This is a genomic window from Microbispora sp. CA-135349, assembly GCF_050947365.1.
In the GTDB taxonomy this organism is placed as follows: Bacteria; Actinomycetota; Actinomycetes; order Streptosporangiales; family Streptosporangiaceae; genus Microbispora.
On the sequence record NZ_CP192001.1, the window covers coordinates 3815808 to 3833932 of the forward strand.

General features: G+C 71.8%; 14 protein-coding genes. 11 read left to right on the forward strand and 3 right to left on the reverse strand.

What is annotated here, in order from left to right; translation table 11 throughout:
* The first annotated feature begins 162 nt into the window (after positions 1–162).
* The 5 genes from speB (at position 163) to ACQPZZ_RS17765 (ending at position 7284) form a co-directional block, all read left to right on the forward strand.
* Entirely contained in the window at positions 163–1110 is a 948-nt protein-coding gene (gene speB / locus ACQPZZ_RS17745; RefSeq protein ID WP_432933389.1) for an agmatinase, read from the forward strand.
* Positions 1107–2729 (forward strand): N,N-dimethylformamidase beta subunit family domain-containing protein, encoded by a 1623-nt coding sequence (locus ACQPZZ_RS17750; protein WP_432933391.1) that lies wholly within the window; start codon positions 1107–1109, stop codon positions 2727–2729. Before speB ends, ACQPZZ_RS17750 begins: the two co-directional genes overlap by 4 nt.
* On the forward strand, positions 2726–3106 hold the full coding sequence (locus tag ACQPZZ_RS17755; RefSeq protein WP_432933393.1) for a cupin domain-containing protein: 381 nt from the start codon (positions 2726–2728) through the stop codon (positions 3104–3106). Before ACQPZZ_RS17750 ends, ACQPZZ_RS17755 begins: the two co-directional genes overlap by 4 nt.
* 139 nt (positions 3107–3245) lie before the next feature.
* Complete coding sequence (locus ACQPZZ_RS17760; protein WP_432933395.1) at positions 3246–4736, forward strand: APC family permease; 1491 nt, start codon at positions 3246–3248, stop codon at positions 4734–4736.
* Positions 4737–4743: 7 nt separating this feature from the next.
* On the forward strand, positions 4744–7284 hold the full coding sequence (locus ACQPZZ_RS17765; RefSeq protein WP_432933397.1) for a CehA/McbA family metallohydrolase: 2541 nt from the start codon (positions 4744–4746) through the stop codon (positions 7282–7284).
* Positions 7285–7523: 239 nt separating this feature from the next.
* Here the strand turns inward: ACQPZZ_RS17765 and ACQPZZ_RS17770 are convergent, their stop codons facing one another.
* The gene (locus ACQPZZ_RS17770; protein WP_432933399.1) at positions 7524–8375 is read right to left on the reverse strand and encodes an SDR family NAD(P)-dependent oxidoreductase; all 852 of its coding nucleotides are present in this window, start codon (positions 8373–8375) and stop codon (positions 7524–7526) included.
* A gap of 272 nt (positions 8376–8647) precedes the next feature.
* Here ACQPZZ_RS17770 and ACQPZZ_RS17775 point away from each other — a divergent pair, with 272 nt between their 5' ends.
* From ACQPZZ_RS17775 to ACQPZZ_RS17795, 5 genes are all read left to right on the forward strand, one after another.
* A complete protein-coding gene (locus tag ACQPZZ_RS17775; RefSeq protein ID WP_432933401.1) occupies positions 8648–9997 on the forward strand; it encodes an MFS transporter in 1350 nt (449 codons plus the stop codon).
* A gap of 15 nt (positions 9998–10012) precedes the next feature.
* A complete protein-coding gene (locus ACQPZZ_RS17780; RefSeq protein ID WP_432933404.1) occupies positions 10013–11551 on the forward strand; it encodes an acyl-CoA synthetase in 1539 nt (512 codons plus the stop codon).
* A gap of 4 nt (positions 11552–11555) precedes the next feature.
* Complete coding sequence (locus ACQPZZ_RS17785) at positions 11556–12623, forward strand: aromatic ring-hydroxylating dioxygenase subunit alpha (protein WP_363642599.1); 1068 nt, start codon at positions 11556–11558, stop codon at positions 12621–12623.
* Positions 12620–12841, forward strand: coding sequence for a hypothetical protein (locus ACQPZZ_RS17790; protein WP_432933406.1), 222 nt, complete (start codon positions 12620–12622; stop codon positions 12839–12841). The genes ACQPZZ_RS17785 and ACQPZZ_RS17790 overlap by 4 nt, the downstream gene beginning before the upstream one ends.
* A gap of 75 nt (positions 12842–12916) precedes the next feature.
* On the forward strand, positions 12917–13873 hold the full coding sequence (locus tag ACQPZZ_RS17795) for a PDR/VanB family oxidoreductase (protein ID WP_432933408.1): 957 nt from the start codon (positions 12917–12919) through the stop codon (positions 13871–13873).
* 25 nt (positions 13874–13898) lie between these two features.
* Here the strand turns inward: ACQPZZ_RS17795 and ACQPZZ_RS17800 are convergent, their stop codons facing one another.
* Positions 13899–14744 carry a LacI family DNA-binding transcriptional regulator gene (locus tag ACQPZZ_RS17800; protein ID WP_432933410.1) on the reverse strand — a complete coding sequence of 282 codons (846 nt, stop codon included), beginning with the start codon at positions 14742–14744 and terminating at the stop codon, positions 13899–13901.
* 247 nt (positions 14745–14991) lie between these two features.
* Positions 14992–16254, reverse strand: coding sequence for an ROK family protein (locus ACQPZZ_RS17805; protein WP_432933412.1), 1263 nt, complete (start codon positions 16252–16254; stop codon positions 14992–14994).
* Between the two features lie 208 nt (positions 16255–16462).
* Between ACQPZZ_RS17805 and ACQPZZ_RS17810 the strand changes: the two genes are divergently transcribed.
* Positions 16463–18097 (forward strand): cellulase family glycosylhydrolase, encoded by a 1635-nt coding sequence (locus ACQPZZ_RS17810; RefSeq protein WP_432933414.1) that lies wholly within the window; start codon positions 16463–16465, stop codon positions 18095–18097.
* Positions 18098–18125: the final 28 nt, after the last annotated feature.

Below are 18125 nucleotides of genomic sequence, written 5' to 3' on the forward strand. Positions count from 1 at the left end.
CGTTCGCCGCTGTCTCCCTCTCGGCCGGGTTTGTCGTCATACACAAACCATCGCCCGATTCTCCGTTGATGCACCAATTGCCGGTCAGGTCCGGTTGCGTGCAGACTTGCCGATCCATAAGCCCCTGACCTGGGGCTTCTCGGCGGAGAGAAAGGATCGGGCATGACCGTGCCTCGAGGGCCCGTCGACTCCTCGCGGGTTCCGCGCTTCGCCGGACCTGCCACCTTCGCGCGACTGCCGCGACTGGACGAGGTCGGGCACGCGGACGTCGCGGTGGTGGGCGTGCCGTTCGACAGCGGGGTCTCCTACCGTCCCGGCACGCGGTTCGGCCCCTCGGCCGTCCGTGAGGCCAGCCGCCTGCTCCGGCCCTACCACCCGGGTCTGGACGTCTCGCCGTTCGCCACGGTGCAGGTGGCGGACGCCGGGGACATCGCGTGCAACCCGTTCGACATCCGCGAGGCGGTCGAGACCGTGGAGGAGGCCGCCTCCGGCCTGATGGAGGGCGGCACCCGCCTGGTCACGATCGGCGGCGACCACACCATCGCGCTGCCGCTGCTGCGGGCCGCCGCGCGGCGGCACGGGCCGGTCGCGCTGCTGCACTTCGACGCGCACCTCGACACCTGGGACACCTACTTCGGGGCCGAGTACACCCACGGCACGCCGTTCCGCCGTGCGGTCGAGGAGGGCATCCTCGACACCGAGGCGGTATGCCACGTCGGCACCCGCGGCCCGCTGTACGGCAAGAAGGACCTGGAGGACGACCGGCGGCTGGGCTTCGGTATCGTGACCAGCGCGGATGTCATGCGCCGGGGCGTCGACGAGGTCGCCGGCGCACTGCGGCAGCGCATCGGCGACCGGCCGCTCTACCTCTCCGTCGACATCGACGTGCTCGACCCGGCGCACGCGCCCGGCACCGGCACCCCCGAGGCCGGGGGCCTGACCAGCCGGGAACTGCTGGAGATCCTCCGCGGCCTCGCGGGCGCCAACCTCGTCGGCGCCGACGTCGTCGAGGTCTCGCCCGCCTACGACCACGCCGAGATCACCTCGGTCGCCGCCTCCCACGTGGCCTACGACCTGATCAGCCTGCTCGCACTCAAGGAGGAGCCGTGAGCGACACGAACACCACGACGGGACTGCCCGCCGCCTTCGCCTGGTCACCGAAGGACTGGCCCTCGGAGCGTGCGTTCCGCACGCCGGACGCGGCCGAGGTGTGGTGCTACACCGACCGGTTCTCGTACTTCCCGGGGGAGACCGTCCGCTTCCATCTCAGCGCGAGTGTCCCGTCCTTCGACCTGGAGGTTGTCCGCGACGGGCTGGAGCCGCGCGTCGTCTGGTCGCGCACGGGGCTGTCGGCGGAGCGGTTCGAGGCGCCGGCCGACGCCCACGCCGCCGGCTGCGGCTGGCCGGTGGGGCTGGAGCTGGAGATCCCGGACGACTGGCGCAGCGGCTTCCACATCGTCACCGTGCGCGCGGTCACGCCGTCCGGGGAACTGTGGGAGCGCGAGCACTTCTTCGTCGTCAAGGCCCCGGCCGAGCGGCGTTCCCGGGCCGCGCTCGTGCTGACCACCGGCACCATGCTGGCCTACAACGACTGGGGCGGCGCCAATCACTACCGCGGCCTGGGCGACGACCCGCGGTCGGACAACGGGTCGCCGCTGGCCTCGACCCAGCGCCCCATCGCCCGCGGGATGATCCGCAAGCCGCTGAGCGCGCCGCGCGAGGCCAACCCCGGCACGCTGCCGATGCACGGCGCCCCCCGCTATCCCTCCTACGAGTGGGCGCGGCTGTTCGGGTACAGCCGCCACCACGCCGACGCGTTCTGGGCGACGTACGAGCGGCACTTCGTGGTGTGGGCCGAGCGCAACGGCTACGACATCGACTACCTGACCCAGCACGACCTGCACTTCGACCCCCACGCGCTGGACGGCTACTCCTGCGTCGTCGTGGTCGGGCACGACGAGTACTGGTCGTGGCGGATGCGCGACACCGTCGACGCGTTCGTCGACGCCGGCGGCAACCTGGCCAGGTTCGGCGGCAACTACCAGTGGCAGGTGCGGCTCAGCGACGACGGAACGACGCAGTACTGCTACCGCCTGCCGTCGCTGGACCCCGAGGCGGCCACCACGCCGCACCTGGCGACCACGGTGTGGGAGGCCAAGTCGGTCGGCCGTCCCGGCGCCACCACCATCGGGCTCAACGGCCTCGGCGGGATCTACAACCGCTACGGCGTCGCCACGCCCCGCTCGTCGGGCGGCTTCACGGTCTACCGGCCCCACCACTGGGCGTTCGGGGGGACCGACCTCTACTACGGCGACCTGCTCGGCGGGCCCCCGTACTTCCTGGCGGCCTTCGAGCTCGACTCGGTCGAGTACACCTTCCGGCGCGGCCTGCCGTACCCGACGTTCGAGGACGGCGCCCCGGAGACGCTGGAGATCCTGGCCCTCGCGCCGGCCGTACGGGGCGAGGAGGACCGCTTCGGCGGCCGGGTGCCGATCGGCGGGCCGGAGGAGGAGGTCTACAACTACAACGCCGACCTCGGCGACGACCTGCCCGGCTACGTGCACGAGGGCGAGATGCGGGGGGCCGGGATGATCGCGGCCTTCACCCGCGGCGACGGCGAGGTCTTCAACGGCGGCACCACCGAGTGGTCCCACGTGCTCAGCCTCGGCGACCCCTTCGTCGAGCGCATCACCCACAACGTCCTGCGCCGCTTCGGAGCCGCATCGTGAACGACCGGCACTCCCCGGCGGGCATCGACGCCGTCCGCGCCGTCTCCGCCGCGAACGGCGAGCGGTTCGTGCCGCCGCTGAGCGACTACCACCTGCTGTCCGCCGACTGGACGGAGGCGGAGTTCCGCGTGTTCGGCGGCGCGGCGAGCTCCTTCACCGGCGGTTACTGGACGGGCGAGCCCGGCGCCGTGCGGTTCGACTCCTGGCCCTACGACGAGATCTGCTTCATCCTCAAGGGCCGCGTCGCCGTGCAGGACGACTCCGGGCGGCGCAAGGAGTTCGGCCCGGGGGAGTCGTTCCACATCCCGCAGGGCTTGCGCGGCGACTGGATCACCCTGGAGCCGAGCGAGAAGGTCTTCGTCGCGGTCACCCGTTGACCCGCCCATCCTCCTTCAGCCCCGAGTGACCCGCCCATCCTCCTTCAGCCCCGAGCCCGAGGGCGGGCGGTCGCCTGCCCGCCGTGCCGACTCCGCAGTGCCGACTCCGCAGTGCCGACCCCGCAGTAAGGAACTCACCATGCCAGGTCATCCCCCCGGGAACGCCGCGGCCGCGCCCGGCTCCCTCGCCGGCGACGCCATGGGGACCAAGGACCTCGTCTTCACGGTCCTGGCCGCGCTGGCCCCCCTGACGCTCATCGTCGCCGTCGCCCCGCTGCACTTCCTCAAGGGCGGCGCCGCCGTCCCCGGCGGCTACCTGGTCGCCGGGGTGGTCATGGCGCTGTTCGCCGTCGGTTTCATGACCATGAGCCGGTATGTGCGCAACGCGGGAGCCTTCTACGCCACCATCTCGCGCGGCCTGGGCAAGCCGGCGGGCTCGGGCGCGGCGATGCTCGCCGTCGTCGCCTACAACGCCCTGCAGATCAGCACGTACGGCGCGCTCGGCGTGTACGCCAACGAGACGTTCAGGAACTACTTCGACCGCGACGTGCCGTGGTGGGTGTTCGCGCTCGTCGGCCTGGTCTTCGTGGGGTGGCTCGGGTATCGGGGCATCCACACCAGCGCCCGGATCCTCGGGGCGCTGCTGGTGCTGGAGACGGCCGTGCTCGTCGTGCTGGCGGCCTACGTGCTGCTGAAGGGCGGCTCCGGCGAATGGTCCGCCGCGTCGTTCGCGCCGAGCAGGGTCTTCGACCCGGGCAACAGCGCGATGTTCGCCCTGGTCGCCGGGGCGTTCATGGGCTTCGAGGCCACCGCGATCTTCAGTGAGGAGGCGCGGGGCGGCATCCGCACGGTCCGCCGGGCGACCTACATCGCGGTCGGGTTCATCGCCGTCTTCTACGCCTTCATCACCTGGGTCATCGTGATGGCCTACGGCGTCGGCAAGATCGGCGCCGCGGCCGAGGCCGACCCGGTCAACCTCGTCGTCGCCGTCTTCGACAGGTATGTGCCCGCCCCGATCACCGAGGTGATGCACATCCTGCTGCTGACCAGCGCGTTCGCCGCGCTGCTCGCGCTGCACAACGCGGCCAACCGCTACTTCTTCGCCATGGGCCGCGAGGGCCTGCTGCCCCGCGCGCTCGGCCGTACGCACCCGCGGACCAGGGCCCCCTGGACGGCCGGCCTCGTCCAGACCGTGCTGGCGGCCGTGGCCGTCGTCGTGTTCGCGGTCCTCGGGATCGACCCCTACCTCGGGCTGCTGTTGTGGGGCAGCGCGCTCGGGTTCCTCGGGATCATCTGCCTGTGGGCGCTGTGCTCCCTGGCGATCATCCGCTTCCTGCGGCGGGAGGCGCCCGGCGCCGGGATCTTCAGGACCACGATCGCCCCCGGGCTCAGTCTCGTCGCCCTGACCGTGGTGCTCGTCCTCGTCCTGACCAACCTGCCGCTGCTGACCGGCGCCGGCGCCGCGACCAACGTCGTGATCATCGGTCTCGGTGTGGTCGCCCTCGTCGCCGGCGTCGCCAGGGCCCTTTACCTGCGGACCCGCGCGCCCCGGCTCTACGCCGGGCTGGCCCAGACGTCCGTCGACGAGCCGCCCGCCGGGCGGCGGGAGGCGGCTGCCGGAAATGCCTGATCATGACATGTCATCGGCCGGTGGCGGCCGGGGCTACCTCCCGCTCGACCTGGCCGGTGTGCTCAACGCGCCCCGTTCGCTGCTCGACGACGGAGACTCCTATCCGCTCGGGCCGCGTACGCTCTACGGTCTGCCGTTCCTGTTCGGCGACGAACGGGACGCCGAGGCGGCGCTGCTGCGCGTCGGCGGGCCCGGCCCGGCGACCGTCACCGTCGCCGTGGGCCGCAGGGTCACGTGGCTGATGGTCGCCCACGCCCTGGAGTCCCCGGACCTGTTCGACGGGCAGACGGCCGGTCAGCTCTGCGGTCACTACACCCTGGTCTACGACGACGGGACCACCGAGCGGCTGCCGGTGCGCCAGCGCCTGGAGATCGGGCCCACGCCCCGGCTGTGGAGCGACCGCGCCATCCCGCTCGACTGGGGCCAGACCCCGTTCCTGGCCGTCCCCGACGCCCAGCACCGGCTGATGCCCCGCACCCACGGGCGTTTCGACGCCGCCGGGGCGCGGCTCGTCGACATCGACGACCCGCAGGCGCGGTCGCCGTACGTCCTGCCCTACCGGTTCTACCTGTGGCCCTGCCGCAACCCCCGGCCCGAGCGGACGCTCCGCGCCCTGGAGATCCACTCCGCGGGCCCGGCCATCCTCGTCGGCGCGGTGACCACGAGCGAGCTCGACGAGGACCCCTTCGGCCGTACGGTGTGGCGCGACGTCCTGCTCGATCTCGGCCCGTCGGCGGGGCCGATCTCGGAGGACCTGGCGGTGACCGTCGACCGGGGCTCGGCGACCTACGTCTACCGCACGGTCGGGTCCGGCTCCGGCGACGCGGCGGCCGGCGGCACGCCGGCCTGGGGGACGCCGGTGGGGGAGCACCACCAGGGCTACGTACGCGTCGCCGCCACCCCGTCGGCCCGGCTGACGCTCACCCGCGGGGAGACGACGATCAGCGCCTGCGAGTGGGGGGAACTGCTCACCGCCGGGCGGCACGACGACGGCGGGGTCACCTGGCGCGTCCCCGACGCCGGGCGGGCCTGGGTGCGCACCACGGTCAGGGACGCGGCCACCGGTGAGCCGGTCCCGTGCCGGATCCACTTCCGCTCGGCCGACGGGGTGCCCTACCCGCCGCACGGCCATCACGGGCACATCAACTCCGACGGCAACACCTGGAACCTCGACATCGGCGGCGACGTCCGCCTCGGCACCACGACCTACTCCTACATCGACGGCTCCTGCGAGGGCTGGCTGCCGCTGGGCGAGGTCACGGTCGAGGCGGCCCGCGGGTTCGAGTACGAGCCGCTGCACACCACGGTCACGATCCGGCCCGGCCAGAGCGAGCTCGACCTGACGCTGGCCAGGGTGACGGACCTGGCCGCCGAAGGCTGGCACAGCGGCGACACCCACGTGCACTTCGTCTCGACGCTGGGCGCGGAGCTGGAGGCCCGCGGCGAGGACGTCCGGGTCACCAACCTGCTGCTCAGCCAGTGGGGACACCTGTTCACCAACACCGAGGAGTTCACCGGGCGCCCGCACACCTCCCACGACGGGCACACCCACGTGTTCGCCGGGCAGGAGAACCGCAGCGGCATGCTCGGCCACATCAACCTGCTCGGGCTGCGGCGCCCGATCATGCCGTGGTGCACCGGCGGCGCCGAGGAGGCGGAGCTCGGCGGCGGCCTGGAGACCACCCTGTCCCACTGGGCCGACGAATGCCACGAGCAGGGCGGCACCGTCGTGCTGGCGCACTTCCCCGTGCCCAACGGCGAGGCCGCGGCCCTGCTCGCCACCGGCAGGCTCGACGCCGTCGAGATGATCGCCTACGACGACTACAACATCCGGGAGTACTACCGCTACCTCAACGCCGGCTACCGCGTCACCCTGGTGGGCGGCACCGACAAGATGAGCAGCGAGGTTCCGATCGGCCTCATCCGCACGTACGCGCACGTGCCGGCGGACGAGGAGTTCGACTACTGGACCTGGTGCGGGGCCGTCCGGCGGGGAGCGACCTTCGCCACCAGCGGCCCGCTCCTGTGGTTGGGCGTCGACGGCCGTGAGCCGGGCCAGGAGGCGCGGGTGCCCGCGGGCGGCACCGTACGCGTCGACGCCCGCGTCCAATCGATCTTCGACGTCGACCGGCTCGAGATCGTGGTCAACGGTCACGTCGTCGCCGAGCGCAGGCTCGACGCCCCCGGCCGGACGCTCGAACTCACCGCGGACGTGCCCGTGACCGAGGACAGCTGGATCGCCGCGCGCTGCTACGGGCCGGGCGCGGGCGTCGCCCGGCACCACGACGTGTGGGCCAGACCGATCATGGCGCACACGTCCCCGGTCTACCTGCGCACGGGCGAGGAGTACGCCCGTTACGACGCGGCCACCGTCGACCACATGCTGAACCTCATCGACGGCTCCCTCGCCTACATCGACGAGCGCAGCCGGCGTCTGTGGCCCGGTCAGGTCTGCCATCGGCACGGTCAGGAGGACCACCTGGCCTTCCTGCGGGCGCCGTTCCTGCAGGCCCGCGAACTGCTGCAGGCGCGTAAGACGGCCGCGTGAGCGCGCCGCCGGCGTGACCGCGGTACGGCTGCCGCCCGGTCCCGCTCGACGGGCGGGCGGCAGCCGTCGTGGTCCACGCCAGAGGTGCCCGGTCAGCCGTGGCTGTTCCGCCACCGGCGTTCACCGCAGGGTGAGCGGGGTCTCGGGTCCGATCCGGGTCAGCGTCTGCGGGTTATAGAGGTACGCATCCCTGCGGTGCCTCGTGCTGCGCGGGCGGTTGAGGGACGAGGCCGGCCCTGTCATCGATCTTCCTGATCGAGGTTGCCGTGCGCCTCCCGCGACAGGTCCTGCCAGTCGGCCCAGGTCTTGAGCCGGTCGGCGTAGACCTGCTGGAGCAACGGGTAGAAGCCGAGGCCGAAGAGTACTCGCAGGGGAGGGTTGTCGGAGTCGACGATCTTGAGAAGTGCCCGGGCCGCGGCGGCGGGGTCGCCGGCGGGCTGCTTTCCCGCGAACGCGGCGAGGCGCCGGCGGAGACCGTCGTAGATCGGGTCGGGCTCGGCCACGTGGCCGTTGTCGAGGGGATCGGGGTTCTTGCCGGACCGGGTGGCGAAGCCGCCGGGCTCGATCGCGGTCACCTTGATGCCGAAGTCCGCGACCTCGTGGGCGAGGGTCTCGGCCAGGGCTTCCAGGGCCCACCTGGAGGCCTGGTACGCGCCGCCGAGCGGCATCGCGATGAGCCCGGCGGCCGAGGACATCTGGATGACGTGCCCCGAGCGCTGCTCGCGCAAGTAGGGCAGCGCGGCCTGGATCACCCACACCGCGCCGAACAGGTTGGTCTCGAACTGGTCGCGCAGGTGCTGCTCGGTCAGCTCCTCGATCGCGCCGATCTGGGCATAGCCGGCGTTGTTCACGATGACGTCGAGACGGCCGAAATGCTCCTTGGCCCGCTTCACGCCCTCGAAGACGGCCGCCTTGTCGGTCACGTCCAGCTCCAGCGGAAGCACCGCCTCGCCGTAGGCGGCGACCAGTTCCTCAAGGCTCGCGGTGGTCCGCGCGGTCGCGGCGACCTTGTCACCGCGGGACAGTGCGGCCTCGACGAAGTTGCGGCCCAGGCCGCGGGACGAACCGGTGACGAACCAGACCTTGCTCATAATGTCTTCCCGTTCTTTCTGCGGTTGTCTGCTGCTTCACCCCCTAGACACACAACCCGGCACGGATATGACAGCAGCCGAGTGTGACCTGCGTCTCTCCCGGTACTGGTGGCACGGTACGCCCGCGGCTCGTGGTCGCCGTGGGCGTGTCGGGGAGCGGGCAGGGTTCCGGCGGTGTCTATATTCGGCAAACTGTTGACCTTCGTTAGTAATCTGCCTAACCTCCGGAGAAGGCGAGAGTCCCAGCTCGCTTCCGGACGAGGAGCTCGGTCATGCCGAAACCGTCAGCCACGCCCCCCAGCCCGATTCAGCTCCGACGCGCGGTGACCTCCAGTTTCCTGGGCAGTGTCATCGAGTACTACGACTTCCTGCTGTACGCCACGGCCTCGGCCGTGGTCTTCAACAAGGTCTTCTTCTCCTCGCTCGACTCGCTCACGGCGACGGTCGCCAGCTTCGGCACGTTCGCCACGGGCTACCTGGCCAGGCCACTCGGCGGCGTGATCTTCGGTCACTACGGCGACCGGCTGGGACGCAAGCGCATGCTCGTGCTGACCATGACCCTGATGGGCGTCGCCAGCTTCCTCATCGGCCTGCTCCCCACCTACGCGCAGATCGGCGGCCTCGCGCCCATCGCGCTCATCGTGCTCCGGGTCCTGCAGGGCGTGGCCGTCGGCGGCGAATGGGGCGGCGCGGTGCTGATGTCCGCCGAGCACGCGACCAGCCGGCGCGGCCTGTGGGCGAGCTTCACCAACGCCGGGGCGCCCTTCGGCATGGTGCTGTCGACGGCGGTGCTCACCGGCACCGGCGCGCTCCTGGACGAACAGGCGTTCCTGAGCTGGGGCTGGCGGGTGCCGTTCCTGATCAGCATCGTGCTGCTGGCGATCGGCCTGTTCGTCCGGGCGCGGGTCCGGGAGACGCCGGTGTTCGAGGCCGCAAGGGAGCGCACGTCCCGGGCGCCGCTGCTGGACGTGTTCCGCGACCACCCGAAGGCTCTGCTGCTCGGGGTCGGCGTCGGGCTGTCCGCCTTCGTGGCCCAGGGCACCCTCACGACCTACCTCATCGCGTACGGCGTGCGCGCCGGCTTCGCCAGGCAGGCGGTGCTGAACGCGCTCACGCTCTCATCCGCGCTGGCCGTCATCGGCATCGTCGGCTGGTCGGCGTTGTCCGACCGGGTCGGGCGCCGCCCGGTCGTGCTGGCGGGCGCGGTGCTCATGGCGGCGTACGGCTTCGTGCTCTTCCCGATGGTGGACTCCGGCAGCACGGCCGTGCTAGCCGTCGCGCTCGTGCTCGGCCAGGCGGTCGTCCACCCGCTGATGTACGGTCCGCTCGGAGCGTTGTACACCGAGCTGTTCTCCACCGGGAGCCGCTACACCGGAGCCTCGCTCGGCTACCAGCTCGCCGGGCTCGGCGCCGGTCTGGCACCGCTGTTGTTCGCCCAGCTCGACGCGTCGACCGGCGGCGGGTCGACGACCATCTCGGTGATCATCGCCGCCTGCTGCCTGCTGACCGTGGTCTGCGTCCTGGCGTTGCGCGAGACCAGCCGGCGCGACCTGACCTCGGTCACGACCGCGGAGCCGGCGTCCGGGCACGTGGCCGACACGGCGAAACCGTCCTCCGCCTGACGAGGGGTGCGACCGATGCGCAACGCAGGACTGGGAGGCTGGCCGGCCCGCCGGGCCCAGATGAGCCCGGACCGCACCGCGTTCGTCTTCGCGGACCGGTCGTTCAGCTACGCGGAGGTCCACGAGCGGACGGCGAGACTCGCGTCGCGGCTGCGTGACGCCGGGGTGCGGGCGGGGGACCGGGTCGCCTACCTCGGCCCCAACCACGTGGCCTTCGCCGAGACCATGTTCGCCACCCACATGCTCGGGGGGATCTTCGTCCCGCTGAACTTCCGGCTGGCCGCACCCGAGATCGCGTACATGCTGGAGGACTCGGGCGCGTCGGTCCTCGTCTACGCGCCGGAATGCGCGGACCGGTCTGCCGCGGCGGTGCGCGGGCTGCCGGGGCTGCGCACGGTCGTGGCGCTGGAGTCGCCGCTGGAAGGGGAGCGGCACTACGAGACCTGGCTGTCGCAGGGCGACCCGGCGCCGATCGACACCCGGGTGGCGCTCGACGACATCGCCCTCATCCTCTACACCTCGGGCACCACCGGCCGGCCCAAGGGCGCCATGCTCAGCCACGCCAACCTGGTGTGGAACTGCTTCCACATGCTCATCGGCGTGGACGTGACGAGCACCGAGGTGACGCTGATCAGCGCGCCGCTGTTCCACGTGGCAGCCCTGAACCAGACGCTGCTGCCGACCTTCCTCAAGGGCGGCACCTCGGTGATCATGCCGTCGTGGGACGTCGACCAGTGCTACGACCTCATCGAGAAGCACCGGATCACCTGGATGTTCGGGGTCACCGCGATGTTCGCCGCGTTCGCGCAATCGCCGCGGTGGCCGCGCGCCGACCTGTCCTCGCTGCGCACCCTAATGTCCGGGGGAGCGGCGATCCCGGTCGCGCTGATCCGCACCTACCAGGAGCGGGGACTGGTCTTCTGCCAGGGCTACGGGCTGACCGAGACATCGCCGGGCGCGACGTTCCTGGAGGCGGGCGAGAGCGTGCGCAAGGTGGGCTCCGCCGGGGTGCCGGTGTTCTTCGCCGACGTGCGCGTGGTGCGGCCCGACCTCGCCCCCGCGGCGCCCGGCGAGCCGGGCGAGGTGCTCATCCAGGGGCCGAACGTCACACCGGGCTACTGGCGCGACCCGGAGGCGACCGCCGCCGCGCTGACCGAGGGCGGCTGGTTCCGCTCCGGCGACATCGGCACGATGGACGACGAGGGACACCTCCACATCGTCGACCGGGTGAAGGACATGTACATCTCCGGCGGAGAGAACGTCTACCCGGCCGAGGTCGAGGGCGTGCTCTTCGAGCACCCGGCCGTGGCGGAGGCCGCCGTGGTCGGGGTGCCCGACGAGAAGTGGGGCGAGGTCGGCCGCGCCTTCGTCGTGCCGCGTCCCGGCGCCGACGTCACCCCCGGCGAGCTGACGGACTTCCTCCGCCCCCGGCTCGCGAAGTACAAGATCCCGGTCTACGTCGACATCGTCGGCGAGCTGCCCAAGACCGGCTCCGGCAAGATCCGCAAACCCGACCTGCGCCGGCGGCCGCTGCCCGCCGGCCCCGAGGAGTGACCCTGTGATCGTCACGGAATTCGCGCGCAACCAGTGGTACGTGGCCGCCTACGGGAACGAGGTGGGGCGGCGGCAGCTCGGCCGTACCATCCTGAACGAGCCGATCCTGCTCTACCGCACCGAGGACGGGCGAGCCGTGGCGATGGCCGACCGATGCGTGCACCGCAGGTTCCCCCTGTCGGAATCGCCCAGCCATCTCGTCGGCGACCGCGTGGTGTGCGGCTACCACGGGTTCACCTACGGCCCGGACGGCGTCTGCGTCGCCGTGCCCGCGCAGCAGCGCATCCCGCGCACCGCGCGGCTGCGCACCTACCCGGTGGTCGAGCAGGACTCGTTCGTCTGGGTGTGGATCGGCGACCGCGAGCCGGGTGACACGCTGCCGCCGCGCGCCCCCTGGCTGGTCGCGCCCGGCTACACCACGGTGAGCGGGATGGAGCCGCTGAACGCGAGGTACGGCCTGCTCGTGGACAACCTGCTCGACCTGTCCCACGAGACGTACCTGCACGGCGGGTACATCGGCACTCCCGAGGTGGCCGAGACGCCGATCACCACGGAGGTCGACGAGGAGGCGGCTGTCGTCTACGTCAGCAGGCACATGGACGACGCGGCCTGCCCGCCGTTCTACTCCGAGTCGACCGGCATCAAGGGCCGGATCACCCGCTGGCAGGACATCGAGTATCACCCGCCGTGCCTGTACCTGCTGCACAGCCGGATCGCCCCGGTCGGGTCGCCACCGCCCGCCGCCGACGGCACGGACCCGCACGCCTTCCACGTCGAGGTCGTGTACGCCATCACCCCGTCGACCGACAGCAGCACCTACGACTTCTGGGCGGTGGCGCGCGACTTCGCGCTCGACGACGAGAAGGTCTCGGACTTCCTGCGGGACAGCAACCGCACCGTCGTGCTGCAGGACGTGGCCGCGCTCAACACGCTGGAGCGGGTCCTCGCCGCGGAACCGGACCGATACCAGGAGCTGTCGGTGAACATCGACACCGGCGGGCTGGCCGCCCGCCGCCTCCTCGCCCGGATGGCCGGGGCCGGAGCCGTACGACCGGAGGCCGCCGCCCGATGAACGCGGACGACGCCGGGGCGCAGGCCGGCCGCACCGTCTACCGCATCCACTGGCTGCCGGGGACGGACCGGCTGCACGCCTCCTGCTTCTGCGGGGCGGAGCAGGAGTTCGAGGACCCGGTGGTCATCTGGGACTGGCTGCTCGGCCATCCCGAGGGCCACCGGCCCCGCCCCGCGGCGGCGCACGGCTCCCCGGTCCCGGCCGCCGCGCTCGCCTGAACCGCGCTCGCTTGATTCGTGCCGGGAGACGCGCCGAGCGAGACGGCGAGCACACGAGAAAGGGATGACCACGCGATGCCCCTTGGGGAACCGGAGCTCGATCTGAAGGTGGCGGGCAGGACGCCCGTCGCCGAGGGCGTCGTCCTCCTGCGTCTCGTCCGTCCCGACGGGGGGCCGCTGCCCGCCTGGACGCCGGGCGCCCACGTCGACCTGCTGCTCGGCGAGGGACTGGTCAGGCAGTACTCGCTGTGCGGCGACCCGGGCGATTCCTCGGCCTTCCAGGTGGCGGTGCTCCGGGAGCCGGACGGGCGGGGCGGCTCCGCGTACGTGCACGACCGGGTCGCCGAGGGCGACACCATCCGGGTGCGCGGGCCCCGCAACCGCTTCGGCCTGGCCGAGTCGCCCCGCTACCTGTTCGTCGCCGGCGGCATCGGCATCACCCCGATCCTGCCCATGATCGAGGAAGCCGCGCGGCGCCAGGCCGAGTGGCGGCTGGTGTACGGCGGGCGCACCCGGGCCTCGATGGCGTTCGCCGACCGGCTCGCGCGAGACCATCCGGGCCGGGTTCAGCTGTGCCCGCAGGACGAGACCGGCCTGCTCGACCTGGACACGCTGCTCGGGGTCCCGCGTACGGACACCCTCGTCTACTGCTGCGGGCCCGAGCCGCTGCTGGCGGCGGCGCAGGAGCGGTGCGCCCCGTGGCCCGCGGGGGCGTTGCGGGTCGAACGCTTCGCGCCCGCCGGCCGCGAGGACGACACGCCGTCGGGCACGTTCGACGTGGAGCTGGCCCTGACGGGCGCGACGCTGACCGTGCCGGAGGGCCGCTCGATCCTGGAGGTGGTCGAGGAGGCGGGCGTCCAGGTGCTCTCCTCCTGCCGCGAGGGCACCTGCGGCACCTGCGAGACGGCGGTCCTCGACGGCGTCCCCGACCACCGCGACCACCTGCTCACCGAGGAGGAGCGCGCGGCCGGGGACGTCATGTTCATCTGCGTGTCACGGGCGCGATCCGCCCGCCTCGTCCTCGACCTCTGATGTCCTCGAACTTCGGGGCGATCGCCTAACCGTTCGGGCCGCTCGCGGGCGCGGTGGTGCCCCGGTGGACGAGGGTGGCGGTCGGGCACCGGCGTTCGGCGACCGGCTCGCCCGCCATGAGTTCCAGCAGGGACTCGGCGACCAGCTGCCCGAACCGGTGGACGTCGAGACTCATCGTGGTGAGCGGAGGGGACGCGAGCCTGCACAGGCTGGAGTCGTCCCAGGCGATCAGGCTGAGATCGCGGGGAACGTCGTAGCCGAGCTCCCTGACGGTGTCGAGGCTCGCGACCGCCATCAGGTCGTTGTCGTAGATGATCGCCGTCGGCGGGTCGGGCCGTTCCAGCAGCGTCGCCGTGAGCTTCGCTCCGGACTCCTCCGAGTAGTCCCCCTCCACCACGACGGGTTCCACGCCTGCCGAACGCATGCTGTCCACGAGGGCCTCGGTGCGGATGCGCGTGTGGATCAGAGTGTCCGGCCCGCTGACGCGTGCGATTCGGCGGTGCCCGAGCCCGCTCAGGTGGGCGACGGCGTCCCGTACGGCGCCGGCGTCGTCGGTGCGGACGGCGGGGGCGTCGCCCTCCGGCTCGCCCGCGACCACCGCCGGCAGGCCGAGCGCGCGCAGGACGGCGGGTCTGCCGTCGTCCACCGTCCGGTTCACGAGGACGACCGCGTCGACGCTCCGGTTGGCCGCCCACCGGCGGTACGCGGCGATCTCGGCGTCATGGGTGGTGACGACGTGCAGCAGCACGGACTGACCGTGCTCGGCCAGATGCTCTTCGATGCCCGCGATGAACTCCATGAAGAACGGTTCCGCACCCCGCAGCCGGGGCGGCCTCGCCAGCACCAGGCCCACGGCCGCGGCCGCGCTCACCACGTCACCCGCGCGTCGCGGCCCGCGACATCGTCCTGTCCCGGGTCGCCCGCCGCCTGAATGCGCTGTACGCCGTGCGACGTTTCGCGGATCATCCGCCCTGTCTCCTCCTTGGCAGGGAACGGAAACCTGGTGGTCCCAGCCCGGTTGATCAGCCTACCGAAGTGAGGGGCGCGTCCGGCCGCGGCGGATCTCGCCGAGAACGGCCGCGGACGACGGGCCGCGGCAGGGTCACGAGACAGCGGCGTCACGAGACAGCGGCGGACTCGGCGCCGGGTCTCTCGGAAAGGCGCGTGCCCTGGCTGAGGGGCACCAGTTCCGACTCCAGCACGAGTGCGGCGGCCCCGACGGCGGAGGCCGTGGCGGCCGAGCGCGACAACCGGACGTCCACGACGTGCGTGCCGCGGGAGAAGGCCGTGCGCCGGAGTTCCCGCTGGACGACGGGGAGGTAGACCGAGCCGGCGACGGCGAATCCCGGCCCGGTCAGCACGAGGACTTCGAGATCCATGATGTTGGCCAGAGTCCGGGCGGCCGCCGCGATGTAGCGGGCCGACCTCTCCAGTAGCGCGAGCGCCCCCGGCTCCCCCCTGCGGGCGGCCCGGCTGACTGCGGCGAAGTCGGCCGTGGTCGAGGCTCGTATCCCGCGGGTCCCCAGGCCGACGGTCCTGGTCAGGGCCGGGTCGGCCCGCACGGCCTGCACGACCGCGGCGGCGCCGGCCATCGCCTCCACGCAGCCGCGGGCCCCGCACCAGCACTCGGGGCCGTCGATGTCGACGCAGACGTGCCCGAACTCGCCCGCGTTGCCACTGGGACCGCGGTAGGTGATGCCGTTGATGACCAGGCCGGCGCCGATCCCGGTGCCCAGGTAGACGACCGCCGACGACGTGGTGGTGCCCAGGCCGCCGGACCAGTGCTCGCCCAGGGCGGCGGCGGTGGCGTCGTTGTCGAGCACCACCGGCAGGCCTGTCGCCTGTTCGAGCGCCCGGGCCAGGGGGAACCCCTGCCAGTGCCGCATGGTCGGAGGGGCGAGGCCGGTGCCCCGCGTGGGGCCGAGGGGGCCGGGGGAGACCAGGCCGACGCCCAGGACGCGCTCGCGCTCCACGCCGACGCTCTCGATCAGACCGGAGATCTCCGCCGCCGTCCTCGTCACGACCGTCCGGGGTTCGTCCGCGCCCGCGCCGCGCCTGGTGATGCGGGCCACCACGGTCCCGGAGAGGTCGGTCAGGACATGTGTCACGCCGCCGTGGTCGAGGTGCACGCCGACCGCGTAGCGGGCGGTGTGGTTGAGCTGGAGCAGGACCCGCCTTTTCCCGCCGGTCGACTCGGCGTGGCCGGTCTCGACCACCAGGCCTTCCTCGATCAGTCTGCGGACCAGTGCGGAGATCGTGGGGCCGGTGAAACCGGTGGCGGCGGCCAGGCCGACGCGGCTGATCGTGCCCGCGGCCCTGATGGCGTCGAGGACGGCGGCCTTGCTGCTCGCGTGCGGCTTCGCCTTCACTCCTGCGCTCACTGCCGTCTCGTCTCGACTCCGATCATCCCGGCCACTGTGAGCGTACAAGCCCTGGCCGCGCCCCTGTGGCGGCGCCGGGACAGGCCACGCGCGGATCGGGGCCGGGCAGGGCCCGACTGAAAGTTTCACCCTTCGTTGACTTACTTAAGTCGCCTACTTAAGAATCTCGCACTGTTTATTCAGGCTGCCCCGGCAGGAGAGGAAATCGATGAAATTACGTGTCGCCTGGGCGACAGCAGCCGCGGTCGGCCTCGTCGCCGCCGCCGGTGCGGCGGTCATGACCGGCCCCGCATCCGCCGCCGGCGCGGGCTGCTCGGTGAAGTACAAGGTCGTCGGCGAATGGCAGGGTGGGTTCCAGGGTGACGTGTCGATCACCAATCTGGGGGACTCGTGGTCCGGCTGGACCCTCGAATTCGACTTCCCCAATGCCGGCCAGGGAGTGAACAACGGCTGGAACGCCGACTGGTCGCAGTCCGGCTCGCACGTCACGGCCAGGAACCTGAGCTGGAACGGCACGGTCGCCTCGAACGGCTCGGTGTCGGTCGGCTTCATCGGCAAGTGGAGCGGCGGCAACCCGGCGCCCGCCGCCTTCAAGATCAACGGTGTCGCCTGCGGCGGCGCCACCACCAGTCCCAGTGCGAGCCCCAGTCCCAGTCCCAGTGCGAGCCCCAGTCCCAGTCCCAGTGCGAGCCCCAGTCCCAGTCCCAGTCCGAGCCCGAGCCCGAGCCCGAGCCCGAGCCCGAGCCCGAGCCCGAGCCCGAGCCCGAGCCCGAGCCCGAGCCCGAGTCCGAGTCCGAGTCCGAGCCCTGATCCGGGAGGACCCGCGCCGCAGTTGCACGTCTCCGGCAACAAGATCGTGACGGCGGCCGGGAAGCCGTACCGGCTGCTGGGCGTCTCCCGTTCCAGCGGCGAGTTCGCCTGCGTCCAGGGCAAGGGGATGTGGGACTCCGGCCCGGTGGACCAGGCGTCGGTCGACGCGATGAAGAGCTGGAACATCCACGCCGTCCGCATCCCGCTCAACGAGGAGTGCTGGCTCGGCCTCAACGGCTCGCCCAGCGGCACCGCCTACCAGCAGGAGGTCAAGAAGTACGCGGACCTGCTGGTCGCCAACGGCATCACGCCGATCCTCGACCTGCACTGGACCTCGGGCGCCTACAGCAACGGACCGGACTGGCACTGCAAGGACGCCACCGCGACGTGCCAGAAGCCGATGCCGGACGCGCAGTACGCTCCCCAGTTCTGGACCGGCGTCGCGAAGACCTTCAAGGGCGACAACGCGGTGGTCTTCGATCTGTTCAACGAGCCGTACCCGGAGGTCGGCAGCGACTGGAACAAGACCTTGGGCTGGCAGTGCCTGCGAGACGGCGGCACCTGCACCGGCATTCCCTATGAGGTGGCCGGCATGCAGGACCTCGTCGACGCGGTCCGGGCGACCGGCGCGACCAACGTCCTCATGGTGGGCGGCCTGGAGTGGGCCAACGACATGCGGGAGTGGCTGGCGTACAAGCCGAACGACCCGCTGAACAACATCGCCGCATCCTGGCACTCCTACAGCTTCAACGCCTGCGCCACGGCGTCCTGCTGGGACAGCCAGATCGCTCCGCTCGCCGCGAAGGTCCCCGTGGTGACCGGTGAGTTCGGCGCGGACAACTGCGGCTACGACTACATGGACCAGCTCACGAAGTGGGCGGACAAGAACGGCGTGTCGTACCTCGCCTGGACCTGGAGCCCGTGGGGCTGCAGCACGGGCGCGGTGCTCATCAAGGACTACGCCGGCACGCCCGAGCCCGGCATCGGTGAGGGCTACAGGGCGCACCTGCTCACCCAGAACCCGTACGCATGATCACCTGTCCTGACCGCAGGTGACACAC